The sequence below is a fragment of the Bacillus sp. FSL P4-0248 genome, from assembly GCF_038593305.1.
GTDB lineage: Bacteria > Bacillota > Bacilli > Bacillales > Bacillaceae > Bacillus > Bacillus safensis.
Genome location: NZ_CP151983.1, coordinates 265,558 through 288,626 on the forward strand (window position 1 = coordinate 265,558; position 23,069 = coordinate 288,626).

Consider the following 23,069-nt stretch of genomic DNA (forward strand, 5'->3'; position numbering starts at 1 on the left):
CAAAAATCTAAAGGCTTAGGAGTATTCCTAAGCCTTTAATGTGTGCTCGTCCATCATTTTTTCGATTAATTCAAAAAATGTTTTTTTATCTTCTTCTGAAAGGTGGTTGAACAATTGATTCACAAGCAGCTGACGATTGTCGATCATTTGTTTAGCAATTTGTTCACCCGATTCAGAGAGTTCAATCCACACAGTACGGCGGTCATTATTATTTCGAGAGCGGATGATCAGTCCTTCGTCTTCTAAGTGATTGAGAGCGGTTGTTGTTGCAGAGGGAGATAATGAAACTTCCTGCAGAATATTTTTCACAGTACATGATTGATGGCGGTAGATGATACGTAAAATAAACCCTTTAACATTCGTGACGTTTTTCGGAATATTTTCTTCATCTATTTGTTTCGTCGCTTTTAAATACTTTGTCAGTGCATGGTCTAACAAACTTGCCTCTAGCTCGAAATGTTGCATTCTCCATACCTCTTTTCCTATTGCATTCGCATTTCCGATCAATTACTAGGTCTATCTTATCATAATAATCATCATGATTTAAACCAAAATGGAAGACGGCTATAAAATTACCTATATTATCAATTAATATAAAGAACAATTCCAAAATGAAATGATTTTACTTTCAGCTGTTTTTATTTTAGAATGTGAATGAGATAAAATCTGCCAACCCAATTCGCTGGAAATTGGCTATTGGAAATCAAACGTTTGGAGATGAAGATATTGAATACTTTACAGGCATTACTCAACGACAGAATGGAACGCTCTTCACAAATTGAGGCGGTAACTGGCGGAGGGGTGTCTTATACATTTGAAGAATATGCAAAACGCATCGACCAGCTTGCTCATTACTTACATCAAAAAGGGATTCGAAAAGGTGACCGCGTTTGCTTTATTTGTCAAAACCATCATCACTTTTCAACGATTATGCTGGCAGCCATTAAAGTAGGTGCAGTCGCAGTTCCGCTTAGCTGGCAGCTTACTTCGTTTGAGCTGGAAGGTATTTTGAAAAAAGCAGAGCCAAAGGCTTTATTTTTTGACCGAGAATTCCGTGACATGATTGCTGCGGTGAATGTGTCTTTAGACAACTGTCTCATGGTGGAATCTGGTGTAAATGCGAAAACAACGCAGCTGTTTGAAGACATATTGGCTTCAAATGATGGCAGTGATCTTGCGGAAGAGGTAACAGAAGAGGATCTAGCGATGATCTTATTTACCTCTGGGACAACGGGGAATCCAAAAGGCTGTATGGTCGGACATGGACGAATCTATCAATTTTTAACAAGACGCGGGAATCGAGGATTTGACTTGAAAGGGAAACGGTACTTGGCAAGTCACCCTCTCTATCATATGAGTTCAATTAATCATCTGATCGCCGCTGCCATTGAGGGGTATACGCTAGTTTTCTTACATGATGCAACACCGAAGCGCATTTTAGAAACGATCGAAAAAGAAAGAATAACGTTCATGATGGCTTTCCCATCAGCTTATACGTACATGCTGGAAGAAATGAAACGCGGTTCGTATGACCTTTCATCCTTTGAAATTGCGATTTCTGGCGGTACGAAGGTGCCGGTCCGTTTGATTAAGGACTACAAAGAAGCAGGCATTCAGATGATGCATGGCTACGGAAGCACGGAAGCATGGGTTGTCAGTGCGTGGCATCCTGCGATGGGCGAGGATAAAATGGGCTCTGCTGGTAAAGTGGATCCAGATGTAGAAGTGAAAATCGTTCATCCTGAGACTGAGGAAACACTGCCAGCTGGAGAAATTGGCGAAGTCGTCATGAGAAGCCCATTTTATTTCTTAGGCTATTATCATCAGCCTGATGCTACTGCGAAGGTGCTCAAAGATGGCTGGTTCCATATGGGAGATGCAGGCTATCTAGATAAAGACGGGTTTCTATTTATCACAGGCAGATACAAAGATGTGATTTTATACGGTGGGGATAATATCTATCCTGATCAAGTAGAAGAAGTCATTGAACAAATTCCAGGTGTGATTGAATCAGCTGTCATCGGGGTGCCGGACGAATTGTATGGTGAAGTGCCAAGTGCATATATCGTAAAAGACGAATCCGCCGATTTCTGCGAAGAAGATGTGGTGAACTATTGTCAGGAACGTTTGGCAGATTACAAAGTGCCATCCATTCATTTCATCAGTGAGCTGCCAAAAAACAAGCTTGGTAAAATCATGAAGAAAGATTTACGTGAATTGGTTGTGAATGCTTAGTACCTATTCTGCTATAATGAAATTTGAATGATTTTTTGTTTTTCTAACGTTTTGGAGGGAAAGGGTTTGCGATATATTCTTCGTAAGAAACACATTCACGATTTGTTGGAACAGAGCAGACAGCAAAAGGTAAAGAAAACGCTGGGCGGGCTCGATCTCACGCTTCTTGGTATAGGGGCAGTGATTGGTACAGGGGTTATGGTGTTAACTGGTATTACAGCGGCTAAAGATGCAGGACCGGCTGTCATTTTCTCCTTTGCGATTGCAGCCATTGTGTGCAGTTTGGCAGCACTTTGTTATGCAGAAATGGCTTCAGCGCTTCCTGTATTCGGCAGTGCGTACATTTATTCATATACGACCATGGGCGAGCTTGTAGGCCATTTAATGGGATGGACCTTATTATCTGTCTATATGCTGACTGCTTCAGCTGTTGCCAGCGGCTGGTCGAGTTATTTCAACAGCCTGCTCGAGGGATTTGGAATTTCGATTCCGCATCAATTTTTAGCGGGGCCGGAGCAAGGCGGATATATGAATCTGCCGGCGATTATCATTGCTTTACTGATTGCGTGGATCTTATCTAGAGGAACGAAGGAAAGTAAAAAATTTAATAATATCATGGTGTTTGTGAAACTCGGTATTATTGTTCTTTTCATTGTAGTAGGCGGCTTTTATGTACAGCCATCCAATTGGCAGCCGTTTATGCCGTTTGGCGCAGAAGGTGTCATTGCCGGTGCTGCTGCTGTGTTTTTTGCCTTTTTAGGGTTTGATGCAATTTCTGCTTCAGCAGAAGAGGTGAAAAATCCGCAGCGGAACCTGCCAATTGGGATCATAGGTTCATTACTTATTTGTACAATCATTTACATTGTCGTTTGTTTGGTCATGACAGGCATGGTGCACTATACACAGCTGAATGTCACAGAGGCTATGTCATATGTTCTGCAAAGTGTACATCAAAATAGTGTGGCTGGTATTATTTCGGTTGGTGCGGTCATTGGATTGATGGCTGTGATTTTCGCCAATAATTATGCGGCAACTCGAATTGCCTATGCGATGGGCCGAGACGGACTTTTGCCTAAAGTGTTTTCAAAAACAAACAAAAGTGATACGCCTGTTGCTAGCATATGGATGATTGGCGGAATGACAGCTGTTATTTCAGGCTTTATTGATTTGAAGGATCTGTCCAACTTAGCGAATATCGGTGCGTTATTAACGTTTGCCATGGTCAGTTTATCTGTGCTTATTTTGAGAAAGACACATCAGCAGCTTGAGAGGGGCTTCAGGGTTCCTTTTGTGCCGGTTTTGCCGATTATATCAATGGGCTGCTGCTTGTTCCTTATGCTCAACTTACCAGGCCGGACATGGCTTTACTTTGGGGTTTGGCTGTTAATCGGTGTCGTCATGTATGCAGCGTATTCAAACAAACACAGTGAATTAGCGAAATCTTCATGAGAAAAAGGTGCAAATCCGTTGACGATTTGTGCCTTTTTTCATACGATTTGGGATAAGCTATAAAAGAGATGATGGACGGAACAAGAGGAGGATGAGGGATATGATAAGTGTTAGTCCTTATATTGTTGTAGAAGATGTGAAAGAATCTCTTCAATATTATCAAGGGATTTTTGGTGGGGATATTCAGATCTTAAATGAACATCAGGACCGTGTCCTGCATGCTGAATTGCATCTTGGGGAATCACTGCTTCATTTTTCAGATACATTTGGACGCACGCCAAAGCCAGAGAATCTCAGGTTGATCATGCAGTTTGACAATGAAGAAGAACTAAAGGCTGTCTATGAAGCGCTGGAAGCTGATGGAGATGTACTGGTCGAATTACAGGATACCTTCTTTGGCGCACTTCACGGACAAGTACAGGACCGGAAAAATGGGTTGATCTGGGTGCTGAATTATATGAAATAGACGAAGACCTTCACGAGTGTGAAGTTTCAGCGTGTAGACAAACCCTCGCATTCGGTGTCAGGTCTGCGCTCCGGTGCTCACGAATGTCAAATTCGCTCCGCTCCGGTACTCGCCCTTCCTAGACTGCAAAGGTTTTCTATCACGCTGAAAAGAAGACAAAGGGCTAAAATCAAGATCATTTTAGCCCTTTGTCAACAATCTGTACCTTCACGAGTGTGAAGGTTTTTTTGTGAGTGTTTTTATTTTCTGAAAAATGGAAAATATGCTATGTTGGAAGAATAAAAGGACAAGGAGAAGGGTGGCAAAGGAATGGAACAAATTGAGTTTCAATCAATCCAAACAAATGGTGTAACACTTCATACAGCAATGGCTGGACCGGAAAATGGCCCGCTGCTTGTGCTGCTCCACGGGTTTCCTGAGTTTTGGTACGGCTGGAAAAATCAAATCATCCCCTTGGCTGAGGCAGGCTATCGTGTTGTTGTTCCTGATCAAAGAGGCTACCATCTAAGTGACAAGCCAGAAGGAGTCGAATCCTACGTATTAGATAAACTGAGAGATGATATTGTGGGTTTGATCAAGACGCTGAGCCCGAACCAAAAGGCGATTGTCGGCGGACATGACTGGGGCGGAGCTGTTGCTTGGCATTTGGCTTCAACCCGTTCTCAATATGTCGAGAAATTAATCATTGTCAATATGCCGCATCCGCGGGTGATGATGAGGGTTCTTCCTTTTTATCCGCCGCAGTGGAAGAAAAGCTCCTATATCGCTTTTTTTCAGCTTCCGAATGTTCCAGAGGCAGCACTTCAAGAAAATCACTTTCAAAAGCTGGATGAAGCCATTGGGCTGACGGCAAGACCGCATTTGTTCACGAAGGAAGATGTCTCAAGCTACAAGCTCGCTTGGACGCAGCCAGGCGCCTTGACCTCAATGCTGAATTGGTATCGAGCCATCAAAAAAGGCGGCTTTGAAAAGCCGATTTCCAAACGAATTCTCGTCCCTGTTCGCATGATCTGGGGGATGGAGGACAAATTTTTAAGCAGAAAGCTGGCGAAGGAAACGATCAAGATCTGTCCAAATGGCCAGCTGATCTTTGTCGATGATGCCTCTCATTGGATCAATCATGAGAAACCAGAGGTCGTCAACAAACTCATACTTGAATTTTTGACATAAAGAAAAAAGCTCTGATCAGTTGACCAGAGCTTTTTTGATTTATCCGATTTGATTCTTTTTCAATGTAGCAGGTTCATCGTCCCAGCATTCAATTTTCTCATTGTTTGGAACGGCATTTTTATAGAAAACAGGATCTTTACCTTCTTTTTTCTGTCTCGTGTAGTCCTTCAGTGCTGCGAAGGCGACCTTAGACAGCATGGTAATGGCGATGAGGTTGACGATGACCATGAGTCCCATGAAGAGATCGGCTAGACCCCAAACGAGAGGAACAGTGGCAACCGCACCGAACAGAACCATTCCAATAACAGCAATTCGATAGATGTTCAGCCAAATTTTATTCGCTCCAAGGAATTCAATGTTCGTTTCCCCATAGTAATAGTTACCGATCAATGTACTGAACGCGAATAGGAAAATCATGATGGCAAGGAAGCCGGAGGCCCATGGTCCAATGTGCTGACTAAGAGAAGCCTGCGTTAATTCAATTCCTTGCAGGTTTGTTGTTTTATACGCATCAGAAAACAGAACAAGGAAGGCAGTGCTTGTACAAATAATTAACGTATCTGTTAACACGCCGAATGCTTGGATTAATCCTTGTTTAACAGGGTGGCTGGTGACAGCTGTTGCTGCTGCGTTAGGTGCACTACCCATACCGGCTTCATTTGAGAAAAGACCGCGTTTAATTCCTTGTAATAAGGCACCGCCTAGCGTACCGCCAGCGAACTGTTCAAAACCGAAGGCGTGTTTCACAATCGTGCTGATGACACCAGGAAGTTCCGTGATATTTGTGACAATGACAAAGAACGCAATTCCGATATAAGCAACCGCAAGCACAACGACAATGTATTCAGAAGCCTTTGCGATCGCTTGGATTCCTTTGAAAATGATCGCTGCAAAAATGACAGCCATCACAATACCGACGGTTAAACGGTCTAAACCAAAGGAGTTTTTAAAAGCGACAGTGATCGTATTTGATTGAACCGCATTAAAGACGATTCCAAAAGAAATCGTAATCAGGATCGCAAATAAAATCCCCATCCAGCGCTTGTTTAACCCTTTTTCCATGTAATAAGCAGGTCCACCGCGGAAGCCTGTTTTGTCTTTTACTTTATATACTTGAGCTAGTGTACTTTCAACGAAACTTGAGGCAGATCCAATAATGGCTACGATCCACATCCAAAAAATTGCGCCAGGGCCGCCAATGGCAATAGCGATAGCAATCCCTGTGATATTCCCTGTCCCTACACGTGCTGCCATACTGATGGCAAATGCTTGGAACGGTGATATTCCCTCTTTTTCTTTTCTTCCTTCCTTCAGGACACGCAACATTTCTTTGATCATTCTTACTTGCAGGAAGCGTGTTCTATATGTGAAGTACACCCCAACACCAAGTAACAGAGCAATCACAATATAAGTCCAAATAAAATCATTTGTATGTGTTAAATAAGATAGCAAAGCTTTTTCGTTCATAACATCACCTCTTCGAATTCATCACTGTTCTTTTTAAAAAATACTGAGATCCCACTCTTTGGCGAGCTTTTTCAGCATCATGACACCGGTAATACTATTTCCGCAATCGTCAATGGCGGGACCGTAAATGCCAATTCCACAGCCTGTCTGAAACGGGAACTCTCTTCTTGCGCTTGGCGGAACGCAAGCCATAATGCCTCCAGACACGCCACTTTTGGCTGGAACGCCTACGAAAGCAGCAAAATTCCCAGACGCATTATACATGCCGCATGTCAGCATCAATGCCTTTGTTAGTCTGGCGATATCCTTTGGGATGACTTGGACTTGTTTAAAGGGATGGTAGCCATCACTTGATATAATCAGTCCAATCAAGGCGATGTCCTCTGTTGTGACCTCGATAGAACATTGCTTTAAATACACTTCTAACGTGTCCTCGACATCCGATTCTAAATAATTGGTTTCCTTTAAATAATAAGCAAGTGCCCGATTTCGATGTGCAGTTGCCCATTCTGATTGATAAACCTCTTCATTAACAGAAGGACGCTTACCTATTAAGTTTTCGATTAAATCGAAAATATATGCTAGCTTTTCTGTAGAAGTCTTTCCGGGAAGGATGGAGGATACGGTAATAGCTCCAGCATTAATCATTGGATTAAAGGGCTTCCCTGGTTTGTGCATCTCAAGACGGTAGATGGAATTAAATGCATCACCAGTTGGCTCTACATCTACCCGATCCAAGACGTAAGGTACGCCTCTTCCTAAACAGGCAGCTATAAAGCTGATGACTTTTGAGATACTTTGCAGGGTAAAGGGAACGTCCCAATCACCATATCGTACAGATGATCCATCTGGGCCTATCACGCTGATACCAAGTTGAGAGGAATTCACTTTTCCAAGTGCTGGAATGTAGCCAGCATTCTGCCCGTTTGTGTAATACGGACGTATTTCTTCTGCCCATTGATCAACAGAAGACTGGCATGCGTGTTGTGTATTTTTAGAAATTGCTGTTTTCATACGATTCCTCCAATCAAAAATCAAAAAGTACCCTATTGAATTGGCGGATGACAAAAAATGCGATCAAATAGGCACGAAAACATGTTACACATCTTCAAAGAACTTGTCATGCGCTGCTTGCACCACTCCTTTACACCTAAATATATGTACAAATGAAGGCATTGTCGGCGGAAAAACAAAAAGGGTTTTTAGTGAAAATTCAGAAAACGCTTACATATAGTTTCACTAAAATTGTTCATTCAATTTATCTTGGAAACTACACAATCTGACGTAAATCTACAGAAAAACTTACAAATAAAAATCAGTCTGTCGATTATTGTCGTCAATGCTCAAAACACTGAATAGCTGAAAGGTCACCTTGCTGCCCCGGAGAATAGTCATAAAAAAGGGTTTTGAGGATAAAAGGAGCAGTGAAAATTATTTTTTTGTACATTGTGGAGAAAAGAGACTCCTTGTATACTGTGGCTATGCAAACAGGGGAAGGGATGTCAGTCATTTGAGTTTAAATCAGCTTGTCAAAAAGGACGCATTCATTTTAATTTTTATGATGGTCATTGTGCCGCTTGCAGGAGAGCTGAAGTTTTATCCTGTGAATGAGACGTTTCGCATCAGCTTTGGCGCACCTGCGTTTTTCTTTTGCTTATTACTCTTAAGAAAATCTAGACCGCTATTGCCGGGATTTTTAACAGGCGCAGCTATTGTACTTTTTCGGGTAGGCTTAGATTTGATTCAGCAGAATGCTGATCTAGCTTCTTCATTTTATCAGCAATTCCCAAGCTTCTTTTTCTATTTCACTTATGCTTTCCTGTTTTTTGCCGTCCGTACGGGACGCTTTAAACAGCGCTCTATTTTCATTGGGATCATCGGTTTGATGATCGAATTAGTTGCTGATTTTGTCGAGCTGTTTGTACAATTTTTAGTGTTTGATACAACGATGACCTTATCAAAGCTGAGCGATATGTTCCTCATTGCGTTTGCTCACAGCTTTGTGGTGATCAGTTTTTTTAATATGATGAAGCTGTATGAGGCGCAATCAAGAGAAAAGCAGATCATGAAACAAAATGAGCATATGATGATGGTCATTTCGAATTTATACGAAGAAACGGTGCATTTAAAGAAAACGTTAAAACATACAGAGCATATTACACAGGAATCATACCGGCTTTACCGTCTGCTGCATGAACACGAAGCAGGGAAAAAATTGAGTCAGGAGCTGTTAAAGCTTGCAGGAGAAATTCATGAAGTGAAAAAGGATAATCAGCGTATTTATGCTGGGCTTTCAAAGCTGATTTCGAAGGAAAATATGCAAGACTATATGAAGGCGGAAGAGCTCGTTCAAATTGTGATCCGCATTCAAGAGAAGTATGCTCTATCTCTTGGGAAAAACATCTCCTTTACATCTGATATAAAGGGCATTCATCTGCATGATTATCATGTGTTTATTTTCTTATCGCTGATTAATAATTTAATGGCCAATGCAGTCGAAGCAATAAAAGATACCGGGATGATCTCACTCGAATTGAAAGGAAGTCATGATAAAATAGAGATTCGGATTGAAGATGATGGACCAGGGATTCCTAAAAAAATGAGAGAGATTGTGTTTGATCCAGGGTATACCTCCAAATTTGATGCATTTGGAACACCGTCTACTGGGATTGGCTTATCCTATGTGAGAGAGCTGGTACAAGAGCTTGGCGGTCATATTCAAATCGAACCAAAAGAAACAAAAGGTACAGCATTTCTGCTTGTCCTTCCTATACAAAATTTAATACAGAGAGGGTGAGTGTATGCGATTCTTCATTGCAGATGATGATCGTGCAATACGCTCGATTTTAGGTCAAATCATAGAGGATGAGGATTTGGGAGAGGTCGTAGATGAAGCGGGTGACGGAGTTGGATTAGAGGCACATTCACTGAACCTCAAGAAAGTAGACATCCTTTTGATTGATCTTTTAATGCCTGCTAGAGATGGCATTCAAACCATCCGCCATATCCACCCTGAATTCAAAGGCAAGGTCATTATGATTTCCCAAGTAGAGGCGAAAGAGATGATGGCAGAAGCCTATGAACTAGGGATTGAATATTATATCCATAAGCCTGTCAATCGCATTGAAATCGTCAGTGTGATTCGAAAAGTTATGGAGCGTATCAAGCTGGAAAAATCGATTTACGATATACAAGCCTCTCTTCGCCACGTGCTGCCATTAGAGCCTGTGATTTCTCAAGGTGCGGGCGCTGAGGCGAAGAGAAGGACGATGAAAGAAGCTGGGGAGTTCCTCTTATCTGAGCTGGGAATTGTCGGCGAGAGCGGCTCTAAAGATTTACTGGAGATACTCATCTACTTACATGAAACACAGTCAGCCAATTCTCATGAGGTCAATTTCCCGCCGCTAAAGCAGCTGTTTATCAAAACAGCAGAAAGAAAACTGGCTCATGATGCAACCGATGTAGAGGTGATGCGGGAAGTGAAAGCGGCGGAGCAGCGGATTAGACGAGCTATTCATCATTCCTTGAATCATTTTGCCTCACTAGGATTAACAGATTTCTCAAATCCTAAGTTTGAGCACTACGCGTCGAAGTTTTTCGATTTTACCGATGTCAGCCAAAGAATGAAAGAAATGCAGAAGACATCTTCTCCCGCAGGATCGACGGGCAGAGTCAATACAAAGAAATTCGTTCAAATCTTTTATTTTGAGGCAAAGCAGTTATTCGAAGGAATGAGCTGAGGGAAATCTGTTGGTATGATTGGAGAAAATAAACAGAGAAAGTCTGTCTTTCCTATGATCTATCGTGATCTTCAGGTGATTTTATAATTTAACTGATCATTCAGATTTTTCTTTTTTCTTGAAAATAAAACCCTCCTGTGCAATCGTTTGTTAAAATAGTGAGGTTAGACTAGAATGTCGGAGGTTTTATTTTGGGAAAAATTAAACGAAATGCGCTCTGCCCATGCGGAAGCGGAAAAAAATATAAACATTGCTGTGGTCAAAAATCAGGCGGAGAACAAACGTCTGAGCTTGTGTTTAAGGAAGCTGTACAAGTTCAAAAGGATTTAATGAATTATGCTTTTTCTAAGCATCAGAGAGCGATCAATCAATTCATTAATGAGTTTTCTTTCCTTGCAGATATGGATAAAGAAACGCAACAAATCTCAGTTTTCCATTTGAGTGTATGGGGCATCTTCTTCCGTCCATTAACTGATCAGAAAGAGACCATTTTCCAAGAGTTCCTGACAAAGAAAGCAGAAGATATTACCCGTCCGAAAACAAGACAAGTGGTCCAATCTTGGACAGACATGGAGCCATCTTTGCTTTTATTAAATGAAAAAACGGACGAGTCTCTTTACTTTGAGAATATGGTAACAGCGGAGAAGGTTGAAGTAGATGTAAAACCTGATCAAACGGTACTGCCTGAAAAAGGAAGTCTCGTGCTTGGTTTTCCTGTTCAATTTGAAGAAAAGGCAGAGTTTTTCATTCAATATACGATGTTTGCGAAAGAGTTTACAGATACTCTTCTTCTTCAAGTTCGCCAGCTTGTTGACGCATATGAAGCAAATGGAGGGGCGCGCAGCACATTTATGAGAGAATCATTCCCTGATGTGCTGAAGTGTATGTTTGCGAAGCAAGAAGTAGAAGAAGCAGAAACACCTGCTCAAACAGAAGGCGATGCAGGTCTATCAGCAGATCGTATGGACTGGGCAAGTGACGTCCAGCTGGAAACTGCTAAGCTGATTGAAGACGGAATGAAGGAGCACGGTGATCAAAGCCTGACAGATGGTGCTTTAACGGTTTGGAAAGCCTACTGTGATCAGAAATCACCTGTGATCCGTAAAGCAGCGTCATTTGCTGCCGGAATCGAATACTACATTCATTCACTTGCAAGCGATGCCCCGCTATCTCAAGCACAAGTAGCGAAAAAGTATGGTATTAGTGCGTCGACTGTATCGAGCCGTTTTAAAGATATCGAAAAAGCGGTGAAAGAAGAGCAAGAGGCGACAGTATAATCTAAAAAAGACGCGGCACCTTCAGAGGCCAGCGTCTTTTTTAGATTATCTCGTTTTAATAAAACCACTCATGTACTGCTCTGTATTATAATCATTGAGGTCAATTTTCCATTGACCCTCCCCATTACGTTTCATTTTCACTTCATATTCAGCTGGGCTGGAAACGGGAGGAAGTTTTTCGAATTCAGATGCGTACATGTTTAAGCTTTTTTTATACAATTCTTCTTTAGAACGGATTTTCCCGTTGTAAAACTCGTCTCTTTGCTTGTCTAGCTTGTCTTTTAAGTTAGAAGCATCAATGCCTGTTACTTGAGCGACAACTTTTGCTTCGTCATCAGAGATGGTTTTCACACTTGTTTCTACTTTGGCTTTATCCTTCATGGTGTTTTGAATGCGTTTGTACATCGACAGAATATCTCGGTCACTCACTTCATTTCCGTATATTCCTGCACTTCTTTTGAAGTCTTTTACAAACATCTCATGGTATTTATTGACGACATCCGATTGGTTGTCACCCGTTAAATCTGCGAATTCATCGTTCTTTTTATCAAAAACAATAATATCGGTATAAGCGGATAACGCTTTTGCTGGGTTATCCAGCTTTTTTGCTGAATCGAGTATTTTGTTTCCATCTAGGTCGATTTGGATGGAATCACTGTTTTTCTTGATGCTGTCCTGATAGACAAACTGATATTTTTTCCCTTTGTCTACTAGGAAATAAAGTGCTCCTGAAAGTGACTTGCCTTTGTTCAATGAACCAAGGTCAAGACGGTCTTTGCTGCCGTAGAATTTTAAATCAGATACTTTGGCATCGTCCTGATAAAGGGAGAAGTCAGAGTTATATAATGAAAGGGCTTTGTCACCTTTATTTGTGATCGTCAGATTGACTTTTAGTACCAATTCATTGTCTCTCAGGGTAGTTGTTGAGTCTTCTGGTAACGTATATTCGTAGCTATTAACTTTTACCTCTGCTGTTTTCGTTGACTTTTGATCAGCGTCGGTTGATTTGGCTGAGCTCTGGCAGGCTGCAGAGATGATCATCACGAATGAAATCATGAGGAGTGCACTTATTTTTTTAAGATTCACAGTTGATGCTCCTTTGCTTTTCTTTCGTCATTTCATTCCCGCTATCTGACTAAGAAAAAAGAAACAGATAGAATGGTATATTCGGGTGTTAAAGGGGAAAATATCCTAATGACGATTTGCACTATTCATTCTATCGAAATTCATTCATGATGAGGAATAGGTTTTAGTCCCTATTTTTGATCATTTTTAACACAATCATCTATAAAATAAGGAATTAAATAAGCACAATATACTAGTTAATAAGTATTGATTTATAGATTTATTTTAGGTTTTAAATGTTTTTTGTATAAAAATCTTGAAGTGAAGGTAGTTTTTATTTCACGAGGCGGTGCCGGATGGCGAAGACGACAGCCTGTGTACGGTCTTGTGCATTGAGCTTTTGTAAAATACGGTGCACATGCGTTTTTACCGTACTTTTGCTGATAAATAATTGATCAGCAATGTCTTCATTCTTTAAGCCATAGGCCATTTGCTGTAATACATCGCGTTCACGTTCTGTGAATGATTCGTGAAGCAGATGAGTGTGATGTGTATCATTTGCCTGCTGAAGAGCTCGTGCCATCATGTGCTCAGAGGCTGCCGTTCGAAAGACAGATTCACCAGCAAAGGCGGTGCGGATGGCCTCAATTAATTCCTCAGGCATTGTATCCTTCAGCAAATAACCGACTGCCCCTGCACGAATTCCGTCAAAGACGTATTCTTCCGTATCAAAGGTCGTGAGAATCACAACTTTTACATCTGGATGCTTTTTTAAAATGTGCTCTGTTGCTGTGATGCCATCCATTCGAGGCATTTGTACATCCATCAGCAGTACGTCTGGTGTGTTGATCGAGCAAAGCTCAACCGCCTCCTGACCGTCTGACGCCTCCCATATGACGTTAATATCCTCTTGAGCGCTTGCAATATAACGAAATCCTTGGCGTATCAACGGCTGATCATCAATAATGCCAATCTTAATAGGGTTTGTCATGCCTTGGAGTCCTCCTTGATAGGAATTTGAATATGAATACAGAAGCCGTGCGGGTCGCGTATGGACGTCTTGAGGGAACCGCCTGCTGCGTCACACCGTGCCTTCATGCCTGACAGTCCAAAGCCAAATGAAAGATCTTTTTCGCTGGTCAAATATCCATCGTCTTCAATGTTCATCATCAGCTCATGCTGGTCGTTAGATAGTGTAATGGTCATCGCGGTGGCCTTGGCATGGCGAATTGTATTGGTGATGGCTTCTTGTAAAATGCGGTAAAGCAGTTCAGATACGGAGAGCGGCCATTTTTTATACGTAAGCTGCTCTGTATGAAAGTGAATGTCAAGCTCTCCCGATATCTCTCCTTGCTTGATGAGGCTGCGAAGTCCGGCAAGTCCGAGACCTGCATCATCTGACGCCATATGATGAACCACAGAACGAACCTCGGTGAGACAATTTTTAGAAATATGGATCAGCTCCTGAAACGTCTGCGTCATCTGCTCTGGTTCTTCCTGCTTTAAACGGTAGGGCAAAGACTGCAGCTGGACAATCATCGAGGTTAATTGGTGTCCGATGCTGTCATGCAGGTCACGTGCAATTCTGCTTCGCTCCTCCAGCACTGCAAATTGGAGAGATTGAACGGTCGCTTCTTCAAGCTCCATATGCGCCTTTTTCAATTGTTCATGGGCTTCTGATAATTCCTTGTGAACCAATTGCAATTCTCCGAAGTGTTCTTCCTTTAATTCCTGTTCACGCCGCCGCATTCTAGAAATCAAAACAAGTGTATACACAAGCAGCTGGAATAGCGGGAGAGTGATCACCATGTTCCAAGAAAAATCGTTTACATAATAGCTGAGCCCACTAGTGAAAAAGATGATAGCAAATAGATAGGGGTGATGCGCCTCTGAAAAACGAAAAGCGATAAAGCCAATCATAAAAAAGGTCAGCCCAATACTGTCTTGAATCTGACCTGTCACCAGCCACAAGAGATGTGTCAGAATCCACATTAAGAAGAGCATAGAAAATTGCTTTTTAGGTGACAGCTTGCTTTTTGGAAAAAGACAAAGGAGAAACACCAAATAGACGAAGGTTCGAAACACCAATTCGCCTATTGAAAGGGGCTCATACATTTGAATATACATATAGATCAATACAAGGCCTAATACAAATTTTCGCCTTATTTGACCTAAAAGCTTGAGTGGCTGCTGAAGGTTCATATCAAAAACTCCTGTCTGTCAGTTAATAGCAGCAGATGCCTTGATGTTCATATATTTTTTTAAAAGAATAAAACGTAATCCGATCATACTGCCGATTGGAAGGAATGTCAGGCCATTTGCGAAAATAATCAGGGAATGACCGCCATCCTGTACAATTGAACCTACTGTCATCCGGATAAGGATGATTCCAATGAAAAAAAGTGTTCCATAGAGTGAGCTGGCGGCGGTGATACGCCCCGACTGTTGATCATATGTTACTTTGTATAGTTTACCTCTCCATAGCCCGATTGCAAAACCTGTGAGTGCAAAGACAATCATTGCAAGCAGGCTCATCGCCGTAATTTCAATATGCTGGGTAAAGGAATAAGAGAGTGTGCCTAATAAAATGAGTGGTCCTATGAGAAGCCTGATGGGGCGGATTTCTTTTTCCTTGCCTGTTCTTAAAAGCAGAATAATCATAATGATGACAATTTGAATGGTCATGAGAAGATCTCCTTTTCGTTTTAGTCTATCTTCATCATACGCATCTTCTATTTTCGCAGCGTCCACCTGCAGGTTGATTTTTAGAGAGCGGTATACTTGAATGTTGGAAATGATTCGTGGGAAAATAAGGATGATTATGTAGATAAGGGAGATGAGCTTTTGAAAAAGGTAACGCTTGGACGAACTGATTTGCAGGTAAATCCGATAGGGCTTGGTACGAATGCAGTAGGCGGGCATAATTTATTCCCGAATCTAAGTGAGGATGCTGGACGGGAGCTTGTGGAGACGGCTCTTGATCAAGGTGTCAATTTCCTAGATTCTGCTTTTATTTATGGGCTGGGCCGTTCAGAGGAATTAATCGGTGAGATCATTGCCAAAAGAGGCGGCAGAGAAAAGCTTGTCCTTGCGACAAAAGGGGCTCATAAGGAAGTAAACGGCCAAATTGAACTTGATAACAGCCGAGATTTCTTAAGAGGGCAGGTCGAAAATAGCCTGAAACGGCTGCAAACTGATTATATTGACTTGTACTATATGCATTTCCCGGATGGACGCACGCCGCTCGAAGAAGTAGCAGGCACATTAAAGGAATTGAAGGATGAAGGAAAAATCAGGGCAATCGGTGCATCAAACCTTGATTTTGAACAGCTTCAAGCCTTTAACCGAGATGGCTACTTAGACGTGCTTCAATCGGAGTATTCTCTGCTGAAACGTCAGGCAGAGCAGGATCTTCTTCCATACTGCGTCGAGCATGGGATCTCCTTTATTCCTTATTTCCCATTGGCATCAGGCTTGTTGACCGGGAAATTTACAAAGGATGCGACATTTGATGATATTCGAGCAAAGGACCCGCTTTTCCAAGGCGATGCATTCCTTTCAAATCTCGAAAAAGTAGACAAGCTGAAAGCCATTGCCCAATCAAAGAATGCAGAAACAGCACACGTCGCACTCGCTTGGCTCTTAGCGCAGGATGGCATTGATGCTATTATTCCAGGGGCAAAACGAGCAGACCAAGTGCTGCAAAACCTAAAAACAAACGATGTTCAATTAACAGAAGAGGAAATCAATCAAATTGATAAAATCTTCTCTTAACACTAAAAAAAGGTGCAGCTATGCACCTTTTTTTTATGACATGGTGAGAGGGATTTTGATGACGAGCCGCAAATTTGGAGAACGGTAAGTGAAATCAAGTGTACCGTCTGCCTTTTCAACAAGCTGTTGAATGATATACGTCCCCATGCCTTGATGATCGCCGCCTTTTGTCGAACGGCCAAAAGTTTTGAATAAATGATCTAGCACGTGTTTTTCCATACCTTTTGTGCTGTTTTCACAATGGATTAAAAATAATCCGCTCCGAATAGAGGTCGTGACCGAGATGCTGCCCTCTTTTCCGGCTTGCTTCGCTTCAATCGCTGCATCTAGGGCATTATCAAGCAGGTTGCCAGTAAAACTAACCTGATCCGCCTTTGAAAAGGGAAGCGATGAAAAGGGTGCTTGAAGGTCTAGTGAAAGTGCAATGTCCTCTTTCTCAGCCCGCTCCAAAAAGGAGTGTAGGGTAGAGGCCAAATAAGCATTTTCGCCTTTCATCCATGGGAAATGTTTGACGTATTGCTGAATCAAATCTTTGATCTCACGCTCGTCGTTCGACGAGGAAAAGGCATTTAAATGTCTGGCTGTTTCATGATGTTTACTGCGCATCTCAAGAAGTAATTCGTTGGTTCTTGATTCTGCTTTTATGAGCTCTTGAAGCCGTCCATTTAACTGTTTTTCCGTCTGCATCACCTTCAATGAGAGGATATCAACTGTCACCATTATGATGAGCGCCAAAAGATAGGTCAGCCCATTCGGTTGCGTTACAAACAGCAAAAGACCTGCGCAGGTGATGAGTATAAAAGCGCCTAATATCACATCACCACTCGTATGAGGCAAAAATCTTTTGTACATGAAAAATGTATAAACACACATCGCGCAAAAGGTAAGAAGCCACAACACAATGGATGGTAACGGCAGAAAGGCTTCAGCAGCTGCATGAAACGCAAGACCTAACCATATGAGGGCATAAATGCGAAATCCAAGATAGAAAGCGTTCACGTTCGTTCTCCTTAAAAATAGTATTTCTTAAAGAATTCTAATTGCTGCTTGGTCATCATGGCTTTTTTATCTGTACCTTCAAAAGACACGATATACGAATTTTTAGCATACGCCGAGAAATTCTTAATGTAATGAATATTGATGATAAACGATCGGTGGGAGCGGATAAAATCCTTTTCAGCCAGATCGCCCTTTAACTCGTTTAATGTCTGATAGGTCTGAATATCTCCTGTCGTTGTCACGATAGTTGTTGAGCGGCCCGTTCGTTCAACAAAAATGACATCCTTTTTCTGCAGCACATGAATATCTGACTGCTGTTTAATGAGAAGCCGTCCATGAATGCTTTTCTCCTGCTTGGTGGACATATAACGCTCTAAGCATTTCGCAATTCGATCAGCTTGGTAGGGCTTCATAATATAATCATGTACATTCAAATCAAACGCATGGACTGCATATCCACTATTTCCTGTCACAAAGACCACATCGACATTCAGTGCGTGAGAGTGAATGAGGTCCGCTAATTCATAGCCGGACATTCCAGGCATTTCAATGTCAGCGAACAATAAATCAATGTCTCCTTGTTTGACCTTCTCATATGCATCCTCTGCTGACTGCGTGACAAAGACAATGTCCACAGCCTCCATCCTGCCTACAATGGCGTGCAGCTTTTCTAAATCTACTCGGTAATCGTCGACGAGACCTACTTTTATCATAAAAATCACCTATGACTATTCTTATTATTTGTCTATTTTACCATTTGTTTTTTTGAAATAGATCATTTCAAGACAGAAAAAGGACGTTTCGCGACATTTTTATATCAGGCAGGCATTATTTTTTCTATCATAGACTTAGAAAGTAAAGTTGAAAGGGGCGAACCAAATGATTACTCTCGGCGATTGCAGCTGCTGGTTTAAAGATAAGAAAAAAGTCGTGAAAGCGATGAAACATATGACGTTCTCCGTGAAGGAAGGGGAAGTCGTTGGCATCTTAGGAGAAAATGGTGCAGGAAAAACGACATTATTGCGCGCCGTAGCCACATTATTAGAGCCTACACACGGAACAGTCACTGTTGCAGGCTTTGATACAGTGAAAGAAGCAACAGAAGTGAAAAAACGAATTGGTGTCTTGTTTGGCGGAGAGACGGGGCTTTACGACCGTTTGACGGCAAGAGAAAACCTTGAATACTTTGGCAAATTATATGGCTTAGATCAGCATGAAATCAAAGCAAGAATAGAGGATTTGGCAAAGCGTTTTGGAATGAGACAATATATGGATCGCAAGGTGAAAGGATTCTCAAGAGGGATGAAACAAAAGGTGGCGATTGCCAGAACCTTAATTCATGATCCTGACATTATTTTATTTGATGAGCCGACAACAGGCTTAGATATCACGTCGAGTAATATTTTCAGAGATTTTATCCATCAGCTCAAGCAGCAAAATAAAACGATCCTCTTTTCAAGCCACATCATGGAAGAAGTCAGCCAGCTTTGTGACAGTGTGATGATGATTCATCAAGGAGAGCTTGTTTACAAAGGGACACTTCCAGAATTATATGCACAGGAACAAAGTGAAGACTTGAACTATATCTTTATGTCGAAGCTCGCTAGGGGGATTTCATAATGTGGAAAACCGTCTTTTTAAAAGAAATGACAGATGCGCTGAGGGATCGAAAAACGTTGCTCTTAACTGTACTGATTCCTCTTTTGACCATGCTTGGACTGGTGTTCTTTTATGAAAGCATGATTGCAGATCCAGGGGATAAAGCCTATACAGTCGCCATCAATGAACAGCTTCCAGCGGAAATGAACCAAATGATCAAAGAGGTCAAAAACCTAAACCTTGAAACATTTGAAGATCCGCAGCAAGCCGTCAAGGATGGTAAGGCAAATGCTTACCTGGAAATGCCGAAAGAAGCAGGTGATATGCTCAAGCATCAAAAGCCATTCGCCATTAAAATTCATGGATATACGACAGATGATGATTCGGTGATCACGGTTCAAATGCTGCAATCATTGCTGGAGCAGTATCAAAACCAGGTGGTCGAGAAGCGCTTAGCAGCGGATCAAATCGATACGTCCGTTATACATCCGTTTGAAGTGCAGTCCGTTGATGTAGAAGAAGGTGATGAAGGGGAAAACGGAGTGACCGCTATGCTGTTGTCGATTCTCCTTCCGATGATTTTGGTAACCTCCGTCATCTCAGGAGCTTTGCCGGCTGCGCTTGATATTGTAGCAGGTGAAAAAGACCGAAAATCAATTGAAGCCTTATTCCTGACACCGGCCAGCAGACTCCAGATTCTCATCGGAAAATGGCTCGCTGTCTCTATGTTCGGTATTTTAAGTGGGATTGTGGCGATCGGCATGCTGCTTCTATCCACTTTGCTCTTTACAGAAAAGCTGAAGCAAGCTCTGAACTTTGGTGATCAAATGTGGAGCATTATCGGCGTCATGTTTGCGGCGTTAATCATTTTCTCCTTCATGGTATCGATGATTGAACTGCTGCTCAGCGTGATATCGGGCTCAGTCAAAGAAGCACAGTCGTACATGTCCATGATCATTACACTAGGTGTGCTCCCAATGTTCTTTACCATGAGAGCGGGTGCTACGCAGCTAGATACGTATTACTTCGCCATCCCATTCCTCAATATTCATGCGCTGTGTAAGCAATTGATGTTTGGTATCATCGATCCAATGTCCATCGCCCTGACACTCGGTTCCTCGGCACTGGCAGTCGTTATCCTGTTTGTCATCGTCAGAAGCTTGTTTATGAAAGAGAAATGGATGCTTGCGAAATAAAGAAACGCCCTCTTTGATAGAGGGCGTTTTCAAGTGAATGCCGATCATCGTATTTTTCAGTTTAAGAAACCGAATTGATCCAAGTTCTCTAAATAAAATTGAAAATACTCGTCATGAATACCATCAGGATATTCTTCTAACCCATTTTCGATAAGTGCACCTTCAATTAAAGCATTTATATACCTATTAAGCTTTTCGCAACTATCTCTTACGGTAAATTCTGAAACATATAATCCATCTTTACTTTCTAAAATGATATCAATTCTTCTACCTTCTTGTTCATCAAGCAATAAGTGATTATACTCCCATTCTTTTACTCTTTTAGGGTTTAACGGATGAAGACGATTATGAAGTACTTGTTCACGATGATCCTTTTTTTCCTCATTCGAAAACAATTGAATCAATATACTCGGATCATCAATGACAAAACATTTATATATCTTAGTATATTCAAAGTGATCATCATTTACTAAATCTAAAATCTTTGTTTTTGAAAATTCTCTAGCTTTAAATTTAGACGTTATCATTTCAACGACTTGTTCTTTAGTAAAAATCAATTGATCTTTTTTATATAAATATTGTTTATATAGCTTTTCGTAATTATACATTATTCACCTCTATTAACTATTTAACAGGACCTCCGTAGAATGAATGAGCCTTTGGAGTTCTTTTATAGGGATGCCAGTGATAATAATAACCTTTCTTCGGCTTACCTTTGTATCTATCTACTTCTTTAAATGGTTTACCTTTTGTATTAGCTCCAGCTGCAACAACTTCTGCTTGACTAGAAGAAATAGACCAAATATCCTTTTTTGACTTCATTCTAGCGATTGCTTGCGATTTACTTAGTCCTTTTCCAACATATACTCCGCCTCGGATAACAGCTTCATAATGATTATATTTTTTTTTGCTTTTAGACCTGTGCTTGTTGGCTTCTGTAGCAATTACATAACCAGCTCCTGCAACAACAATCACTGCACCAGTATGAAATAAAGCAGTCATAACTGCAGGTGTTATTGCTATTCCCACCGGTATTAAAAAGGCGAATGAAGCTGTACCTTCCTCTGAATTATAGGTGAAAATTTCCTCTGTTTCAACATCTTCAAAAGTCGCTTCAAACTCATCGTCTTTAAATTGGTTAATTTTTATTTCATATTCCTTTGATATTTCTTCACCAACTTCATTGAATTCTCTTGTAGTTAAATTAAAACTATCTGCACCAGGTTCTACATTGAGAGTAGCTTCAACCTTATTTCCTTCCGCGTCATTCATTGAAGTATCTAAAACCAATTCATCATTTGATATTTCAAAATTATCAACAGAAATATTTTCTTCAGATAAACTATCTTCTAACATCTCTGAAACAACTTCTTCATCAACAATCATATTATTATCAATTTCTTCTGCCTTGGTATGATTGTTTGGAAATAGACTAGCAACTAAGAAAAACACCAGTAATATTATAATTTTACTTTTAACTTTTAACCACATATAATAATTCCTCCGTTATTTTTTAAAATTGAAATCCTGAATAATCTTACTTTTATTATCCAGCATTTCCGTAGATGAACTCTCCAGATAGGTATAAACCTGTGAAAAGCTCTTTTCATCTTTATTAATTTTCTCTTTATAAAGATAATCGGCAATTACGCCCGTTATGTAAGCTGTCGAATAAGAAGATCCTGTATAAACAGAATTTTCTCCTTTATTATTTAACGATAAAACATTAACACCGGGGGCAAAAAAATCAACTTTTCCTATAGCAGAGAATTGTGGTACTTTATTCTTTGAATCAATTGCCCCGACAGAAATAACATTATCGTATCGAGCTGGAAATTGACTATTTAAACCATAAGTATTACCGCTAGCAGCAACAATAATAATCCCTTTTTTTACGGCATCGTCCACTAACTCCCTTAATTCGGGAAAATCCTTTTGAAAACCTAAACTTAAATTAATTATATCTACATTTTGAGATATAGCCCATTTAAAACCATCTAAAAAACCCTGTCTTTCAATCTTTCCATCATTTTTGATCACTTTAACAGAATATAGTTCGACATTTTGTGTAACCCCGGTAACTTCACTGTCAGTATTGTTTGCTGTAATTATTCCTGCAATTGATGTACCATGACTTAATTTATTTTCAAACTCAATGGATGAATCTATCGGATTAAATTCTTTTACAACCTTACCTTTTAAATCTTTATGATTCTTATTTATTCCACTATCTAATACCGCGACTTTAATTTTTTCATTTAATTCTCTCGTACTACTAGTTTCATTTTTCAAATCATCTTTTAGCAAAAAACTAAACACTCCAAAGTATAAAATCACCATTATAAAAACAAATAAAATGAACCATTTCTTTAACTTTAGAATTTTATCAATCATATTTTCTCACTCTTTCAGTAATCATTTCCTCCTAGCCTTTTTTATTTAAGTTATGATTCTTTTTTTAATAATAATCGATCGTACCCCCCAATAAGTCTTGGTATGTTTCTGAATTTCCATGATAGATATTACTAATGTATCTCTAAAAAAGATCTTTTCGACAACATCAGGTAACTCTTTTTGTTAATCGAGTAATTGATAACATAACTTTTTTCCTCTTCTGTCAACTAACTTATAG

22 protein-coding genes are annotated in these 23,069 nt (G+C 40.7%); 10 read left to right on the forward strand and 12 right to left on the reverse strand.

Features of this window, described 5'->3' with window-relative positions; genetic code table 11:
* Window positions 1–27: 27 nt before the first annotated feature.
* On the reverse strand, window positions 28–465 hold the full coding sequence (locus NST65_RS01470; RefSeq protein WP_012008812.1) for a MarR family transcriptional regulator: 438 nt from the start codon (window positions 463–465) through the stop codon (window positions 28–30).
* Window positions 466–726: 261 nt separating this feature from the next.
* Between NST65_RS01470 and NST65_RS01475 the strand changes: the two genes are divergently transcribed.
* The 4 genes from NST65_RS01475 (at window position 727) to NST65_RS01490 (ending at window position 5,320) form a co-directional block, all read left to right on the forward strand.
* Entirely contained in the window at window positions 727–2,235 is a 1,509-nt protein-coding gene (locus NST65_RS01475) for an AMP-binding protein (protein ID WP_046313709.1), read from the forward strand.
* 66 nt (window positions 2,236–2,301) lie between these two features.
* A complete protein-coding gene (locus tag NST65_RS01480) occupies window positions 2,302–3,684 on the forward strand; it encodes an amino acid permease (protein ID WP_046313711.1) in 1,383 nt (460 codons plus the stop codon).
* A 100-nt stretch (window positions 3,685–3,784) separates the two neighbouring features.
* Window positions 3,785–4,150, forward strand: a complete 366-nt coding sequence (locus NST65_RS01485) for a VOC family protein (RefSeq protein ID WP_025092526.1) — start codon at window positions 3,785–3,787, stop codon at window positions 4,148–4,150.
* A gap of 309 nt (window positions 4,151–4,459) precedes the next feature.
* Entirely contained in the window at window positions 4,460–5,320 is an 861-nt protein-coding gene (locus NST65_RS01490; RefSeq protein ID WP_041116522.1) for an alpha/beta hydrolase, read from the forward strand.
* 39 nt (window positions 5,321–5,359) lie between these two features.
* Here the strand turns inward: NST65_RS01490 and NST65_RS01495 are convergent, their stop codons facing one another.
* On the reverse strand, window positions 5,360–6,787 hold the full coding sequence (locus tag NST65_RS01495) for an alanine/glycine:cation symporter family protein (protein ID WP_070326641.1): 1,428 nt from the start codon (window positions 6,785–6,787) through the stop codon (window positions 5,360–5,362).
* Window positions 6,788–6,820: 33 nt separating this feature from the next.
* Window positions 6,821–7,801 (reverse strand): glutaminase, encoded by a 981-nt coding sequence (locus tag NST65_RS01500; protein ID WP_024427212.1) that lies wholly within the window; start codon window positions 7,799–7,801, stop codon window positions 6,821–6,823.
* Between the two features lie 496 nt (window positions 7,802–8,297).
* On the opposite strand from NST65_RS01500, the gene NST65_RS01505 reads away from it, so the two are divergent.
* The 3 genes from NST65_RS01505 (at window position 8,298) to NST65_RS01515 (ending at window position 11,804) form a co-directional block, all read left to right on the forward strand.
* Complete coding sequence (locus NST65_RS01505; RefSeq protein WP_034283184.1) at window positions 8,298–9,584, forward strand: sensor histidine kinase; 1,287 nt, start codon at window positions 8,298–8,300, stop codon at window positions 9,582–9,584.
* A gap of 4 nt (window positions 9,585–9,588) precedes the next feature.
* Window positions 9,589–10,527 carry a response regulator gene (locus tag NST65_RS01510; protein ID WP_034283187.1) on the forward strand — a complete coding sequence of 313 codons (939 nt, stop codon included), beginning with the start codon at window positions 9,589–9,591 and terminating at the stop codon, window positions 10,525–10,527.
* Window positions 10,528–10,718: 191 nt separating this feature from the next.
* A complete protein-coding gene (locus NST65_RS01515) occupies window positions 10,719–11,804 on the forward strand; it encodes an SEC-C metal-binding domain-containing protein (RefSeq protein WP_111927577.1) in 1,086 nt (361 codons plus the stop codon).
* A gap of 45 nt (window positions 11,805–11,849) precedes the next feature.
* On the opposite strand, the gene NST65_RS01520 is transcribed toward NST65_RS01515, so the two are convergent.
* From NST65_RS01520 to NST65_RS01535, 4 genes are all read right to left on the reverse strand, one after another.
* The gene (locus tag NST65_RS01520) at window positions 11,850–12,890 is read right to left on the reverse strand and encodes a DUF4352 domain-containing protein (RefSeq protein ID WP_034283192.1); all 1,041 of its coding nucleotides are present in this window, start codon (window positions 12,888–12,890) and stop codon (window positions 11,850–11,852) included.
* Between the two features lie 313 nt (window positions 12,891–13,203).
* Complete coding sequence (locus NST65_RS01525) at window positions 13,204–13,860, reverse strand: response regulator transcription factor (RefSeq protein ID WP_111927576.1); 657 nt, start codon at window positions 13,858–13,860, stop codon at window positions 13,204–13,206.
* The gene (locus tag NST65_RS01530; protein ID WP_111927575.1) at window positions 13,857–15,071 is read right to left on the reverse strand and encodes a sensor histidine kinase; all 1,215 of its coding nucleotides are present in this window, start codon (window positions 15,069–15,071) and stop codon (window positions 13,857–13,859) included. The genes NST65_RS01525 and NST65_RS01530 overlap by 4 nt, the downstream gene beginning before the upstream one ends.
* 18 nt (window positions 15,072–15,089) lie before the next feature.
* Window positions 15,090–15,554, reverse strand: a complete 465-nt coding sequence (locus NST65_RS01535; RefSeq protein ID WP_231293948.1) for a DUF1453 domain-containing protein — start codon at window positions 15,552–15,554, stop codon at window positions 15,090–15,092.
* Between the two features lie 159 nt (window positions 15,555–15,713).
* Between NST65_RS01535 and NST65_RS01540 the strand changes: the two genes are divergently transcribed.
* The gene (locus tag NST65_RS01540) at window positions 15,714–16,643 is read left to right on the forward strand and encodes an aldo/keto reductase (RefSeq protein ID WP_034283198.1); all 930 of its coding nucleotides are present in this window, start codon (window positions 15,714–15,716) and stop codon (window positions 16,641–16,643) included.
* A 33-nt stretch (window positions 16,644–16,676) separates the two neighbouring features.
* Here NST65_RS01540 and NST65_RS01545 read toward each other — a convergent pair whose 3' ends face one another.
* Window positions 16,677–17,642, reverse strand: coding sequence for a GHKL domain-containing protein (locus tag NST65_RS01545; protein WP_111927574.1), 966 nt, complete (start codon window positions 17,640–17,642; stop codon window positions 16,677–16,679).
* Between the two features lie 11 nt (window positions 17,643–17,653).
* Window positions 17,654–18,355: a LytTR family DNA-binding domain-containing protein gene (locus NST65_RS01550; RefSeq protein WP_095407650.1), complete on the reverse strand. Its 702-nt coding sequence runs from the start codon at window positions 18,353–18,355 to the stop codon at window positions 17,654–17,656.
* A gap of 166 nt (window positions 18,356–18,521) precedes the next feature.
* On the opposite strand from NST65_RS01550, the gene NST65_RS01555 reads away from it, so the two are divergent.
* Together NST65_RS01555 and NST65_RS01560 are read left to right on the forward strand one after the other, a co-directional pair.
* Entirely contained in the window at window positions 18,522–19,262 is a 741-nt protein-coding gene (locus NST65_RS01555; RefSeq protein ID WP_098677392.1) for an ATP-binding cassette domain-containing protein, read from the forward strand.
* Window positions 19,262–20,437, forward strand: coding sequence for an ABC transporter permease (locus NST65_RS01560; protein WP_041116535.1), 1,176 nt, complete (start codon window positions 19,262–19,264; stop codon window positions 20,435–20,437). The genes NST65_RS01555 and NST65_RS01560 overlap by 1 nt, the downstream gene beginning before the upstream one ends.
* Before the next feature lie 56 nt (window positions 20,438–20,493).
* Here the strand turns inward: NST65_RS01560 and NST65_RS01565 are convergent, their stop codons facing one another.
* From NST65_RS01565 to NST65_RS01575, 3 genes are read right to left on the reverse strand one after another with little or no spacing between them, the layout of a single operon-like run.
* Window positions 20,494–21,045, reverse strand: a complete 552-nt coding sequence (locus tag NST65_RS01565; protein WP_025092776.1) for a hypothetical protein — start codon at window positions 21,043–21,045, stop codon at window positions 20,494–20,496.
* 16 nt (window positions 21,046–21,061) lie between these two features.
* Complete coding sequence (locus NST65_RS01570; protein ID WP_073978645.1) at window positions 21,062–21,928, reverse strand: SAR2788 family putative toxin; 867 nt, start codon at window positions 21,926–21,928, stop codon at window positions 21,062–21,064.
* A gap of 15 nt (window positions 21,929–21,943) precedes the next feature.
* Complete coding sequence (locus tag NST65_RS01575) at window positions 21,944–22,831, reverse strand: S8 family serine peptidase (protein ID WP_111927573.1); 888 nt, start codon at window positions 22,829–22,831, stop codon at window positions 21,944–21,946.
* Between the last annotated feature and the right edge of the window lie 238 nt (window positions 22,832–23,069).

Excerpts from the sequence above, each read along its gene's own strand:
- NST65_RS01530 (WP_111927575.1), bottom strand. The coding sequence starts at position 15,071 with ATGAACCTTCAGCAGCCACTCAAGCTTTTAGGTCAAATAAGGCGAAAA.
- NST65_RS01490 (WP_041116522.1), top strand. The coding sequence starts at position 4,460 with ATGGAACAAATTGAGTTTCAATCAATCCAAACAAATGGTGTAACACTT.
- NST65_RS01570 (WP_073978645.1), bottom strand. The coding sequence starts at position 21,928 with ATGTGGTTAAAAGTTAAAAGTAAAATTATAATATTACTGGTGTTTTTC.
- NST65_RS01470 (WP_012008812.1), bottom strand. The coding sequence starts at position 465 with ATGCAACATTTCGAGCTAGAGGCAAGTTTGTTAGACCATGCACTGACA.
- NST65_RS01560 (WP_041116535.1), top strand. The coding sequence starts at position 19,262 with ATGTGGAAAACCGTCTTTTTAAAAGAAATGACAGATGCGCTGAGGGAT.
- NST65_RS01550 (WP_095407650.1), bottom strand. The coding sequence starts at position 18,355 with ATGATAAAAGTAGGTCTCGTCGACGATTACCGAGTAGATTTAGAAAAG.
- NST65_RS01575 (WP_111927573.1), bottom strand. The coding sequence starts at position 22,831 with ATGATTGATAAAATTCTAAAGTTAAAGAAATGGTTCATTTTATTTGTT.
- NST65_RS01525 (WP_111927576.1), bottom strand. The coding sequence starts at position 13,860 with ATGACAAACCCTATTAAGATTGGCATTATTGATGATCAGCCGTTGATA.
- NST65_RS01510 (WP_034283187.1), top strand. The coding sequence starts at position 9,589 with ATGCGATTCTTCATTGCAGATGATGATCGTGCAATACGCTCGATTTTA.
- NST65_RS01495 (WP_070326641.1), bottom strand. The coding sequence starts at position 6,787 with ATGAACGAAAAAGCTTTGCTATCTTATTTAACACATACAAATGATTTT.
- NST65_RS01500 (WP_024427212.1), bottom strand. The coding sequence starts at position 7,801 with ATGAAAACAGCAATTTCTAAAAATACACAACACGCATGCCAGTCTTCT.
- NST65_RS01535 (WP_231293948.1), bottom strand. The coding sequence starts at position 15,554 with ATGACCATTCAAATTGTCATCATTATGATTATTCTGCTTTTAAGAACA.
- NST65_RS01565 (WP_025092776.1), bottom strand. The coding sequence starts at position 21,045 with ATGTATAATTACGAAAAGCTATATAAACAATATTTATATAAAAAAGAT.
- NST65_RS01555 (WP_098677392.1), top strand. The coding sequence starts at position 18,522 with ATGATTACTCTCGGCGATTGCAGCTGCTGGTTTAAAGATAAGAAAAAA.
- NST65_RS01485 (WP_025092526.1), top strand. The coding sequence starts at position 3,785 with ATGATAAGTGTTAGTCCTTATATTGTTGTAGAAGATGTGAAAGAATCT.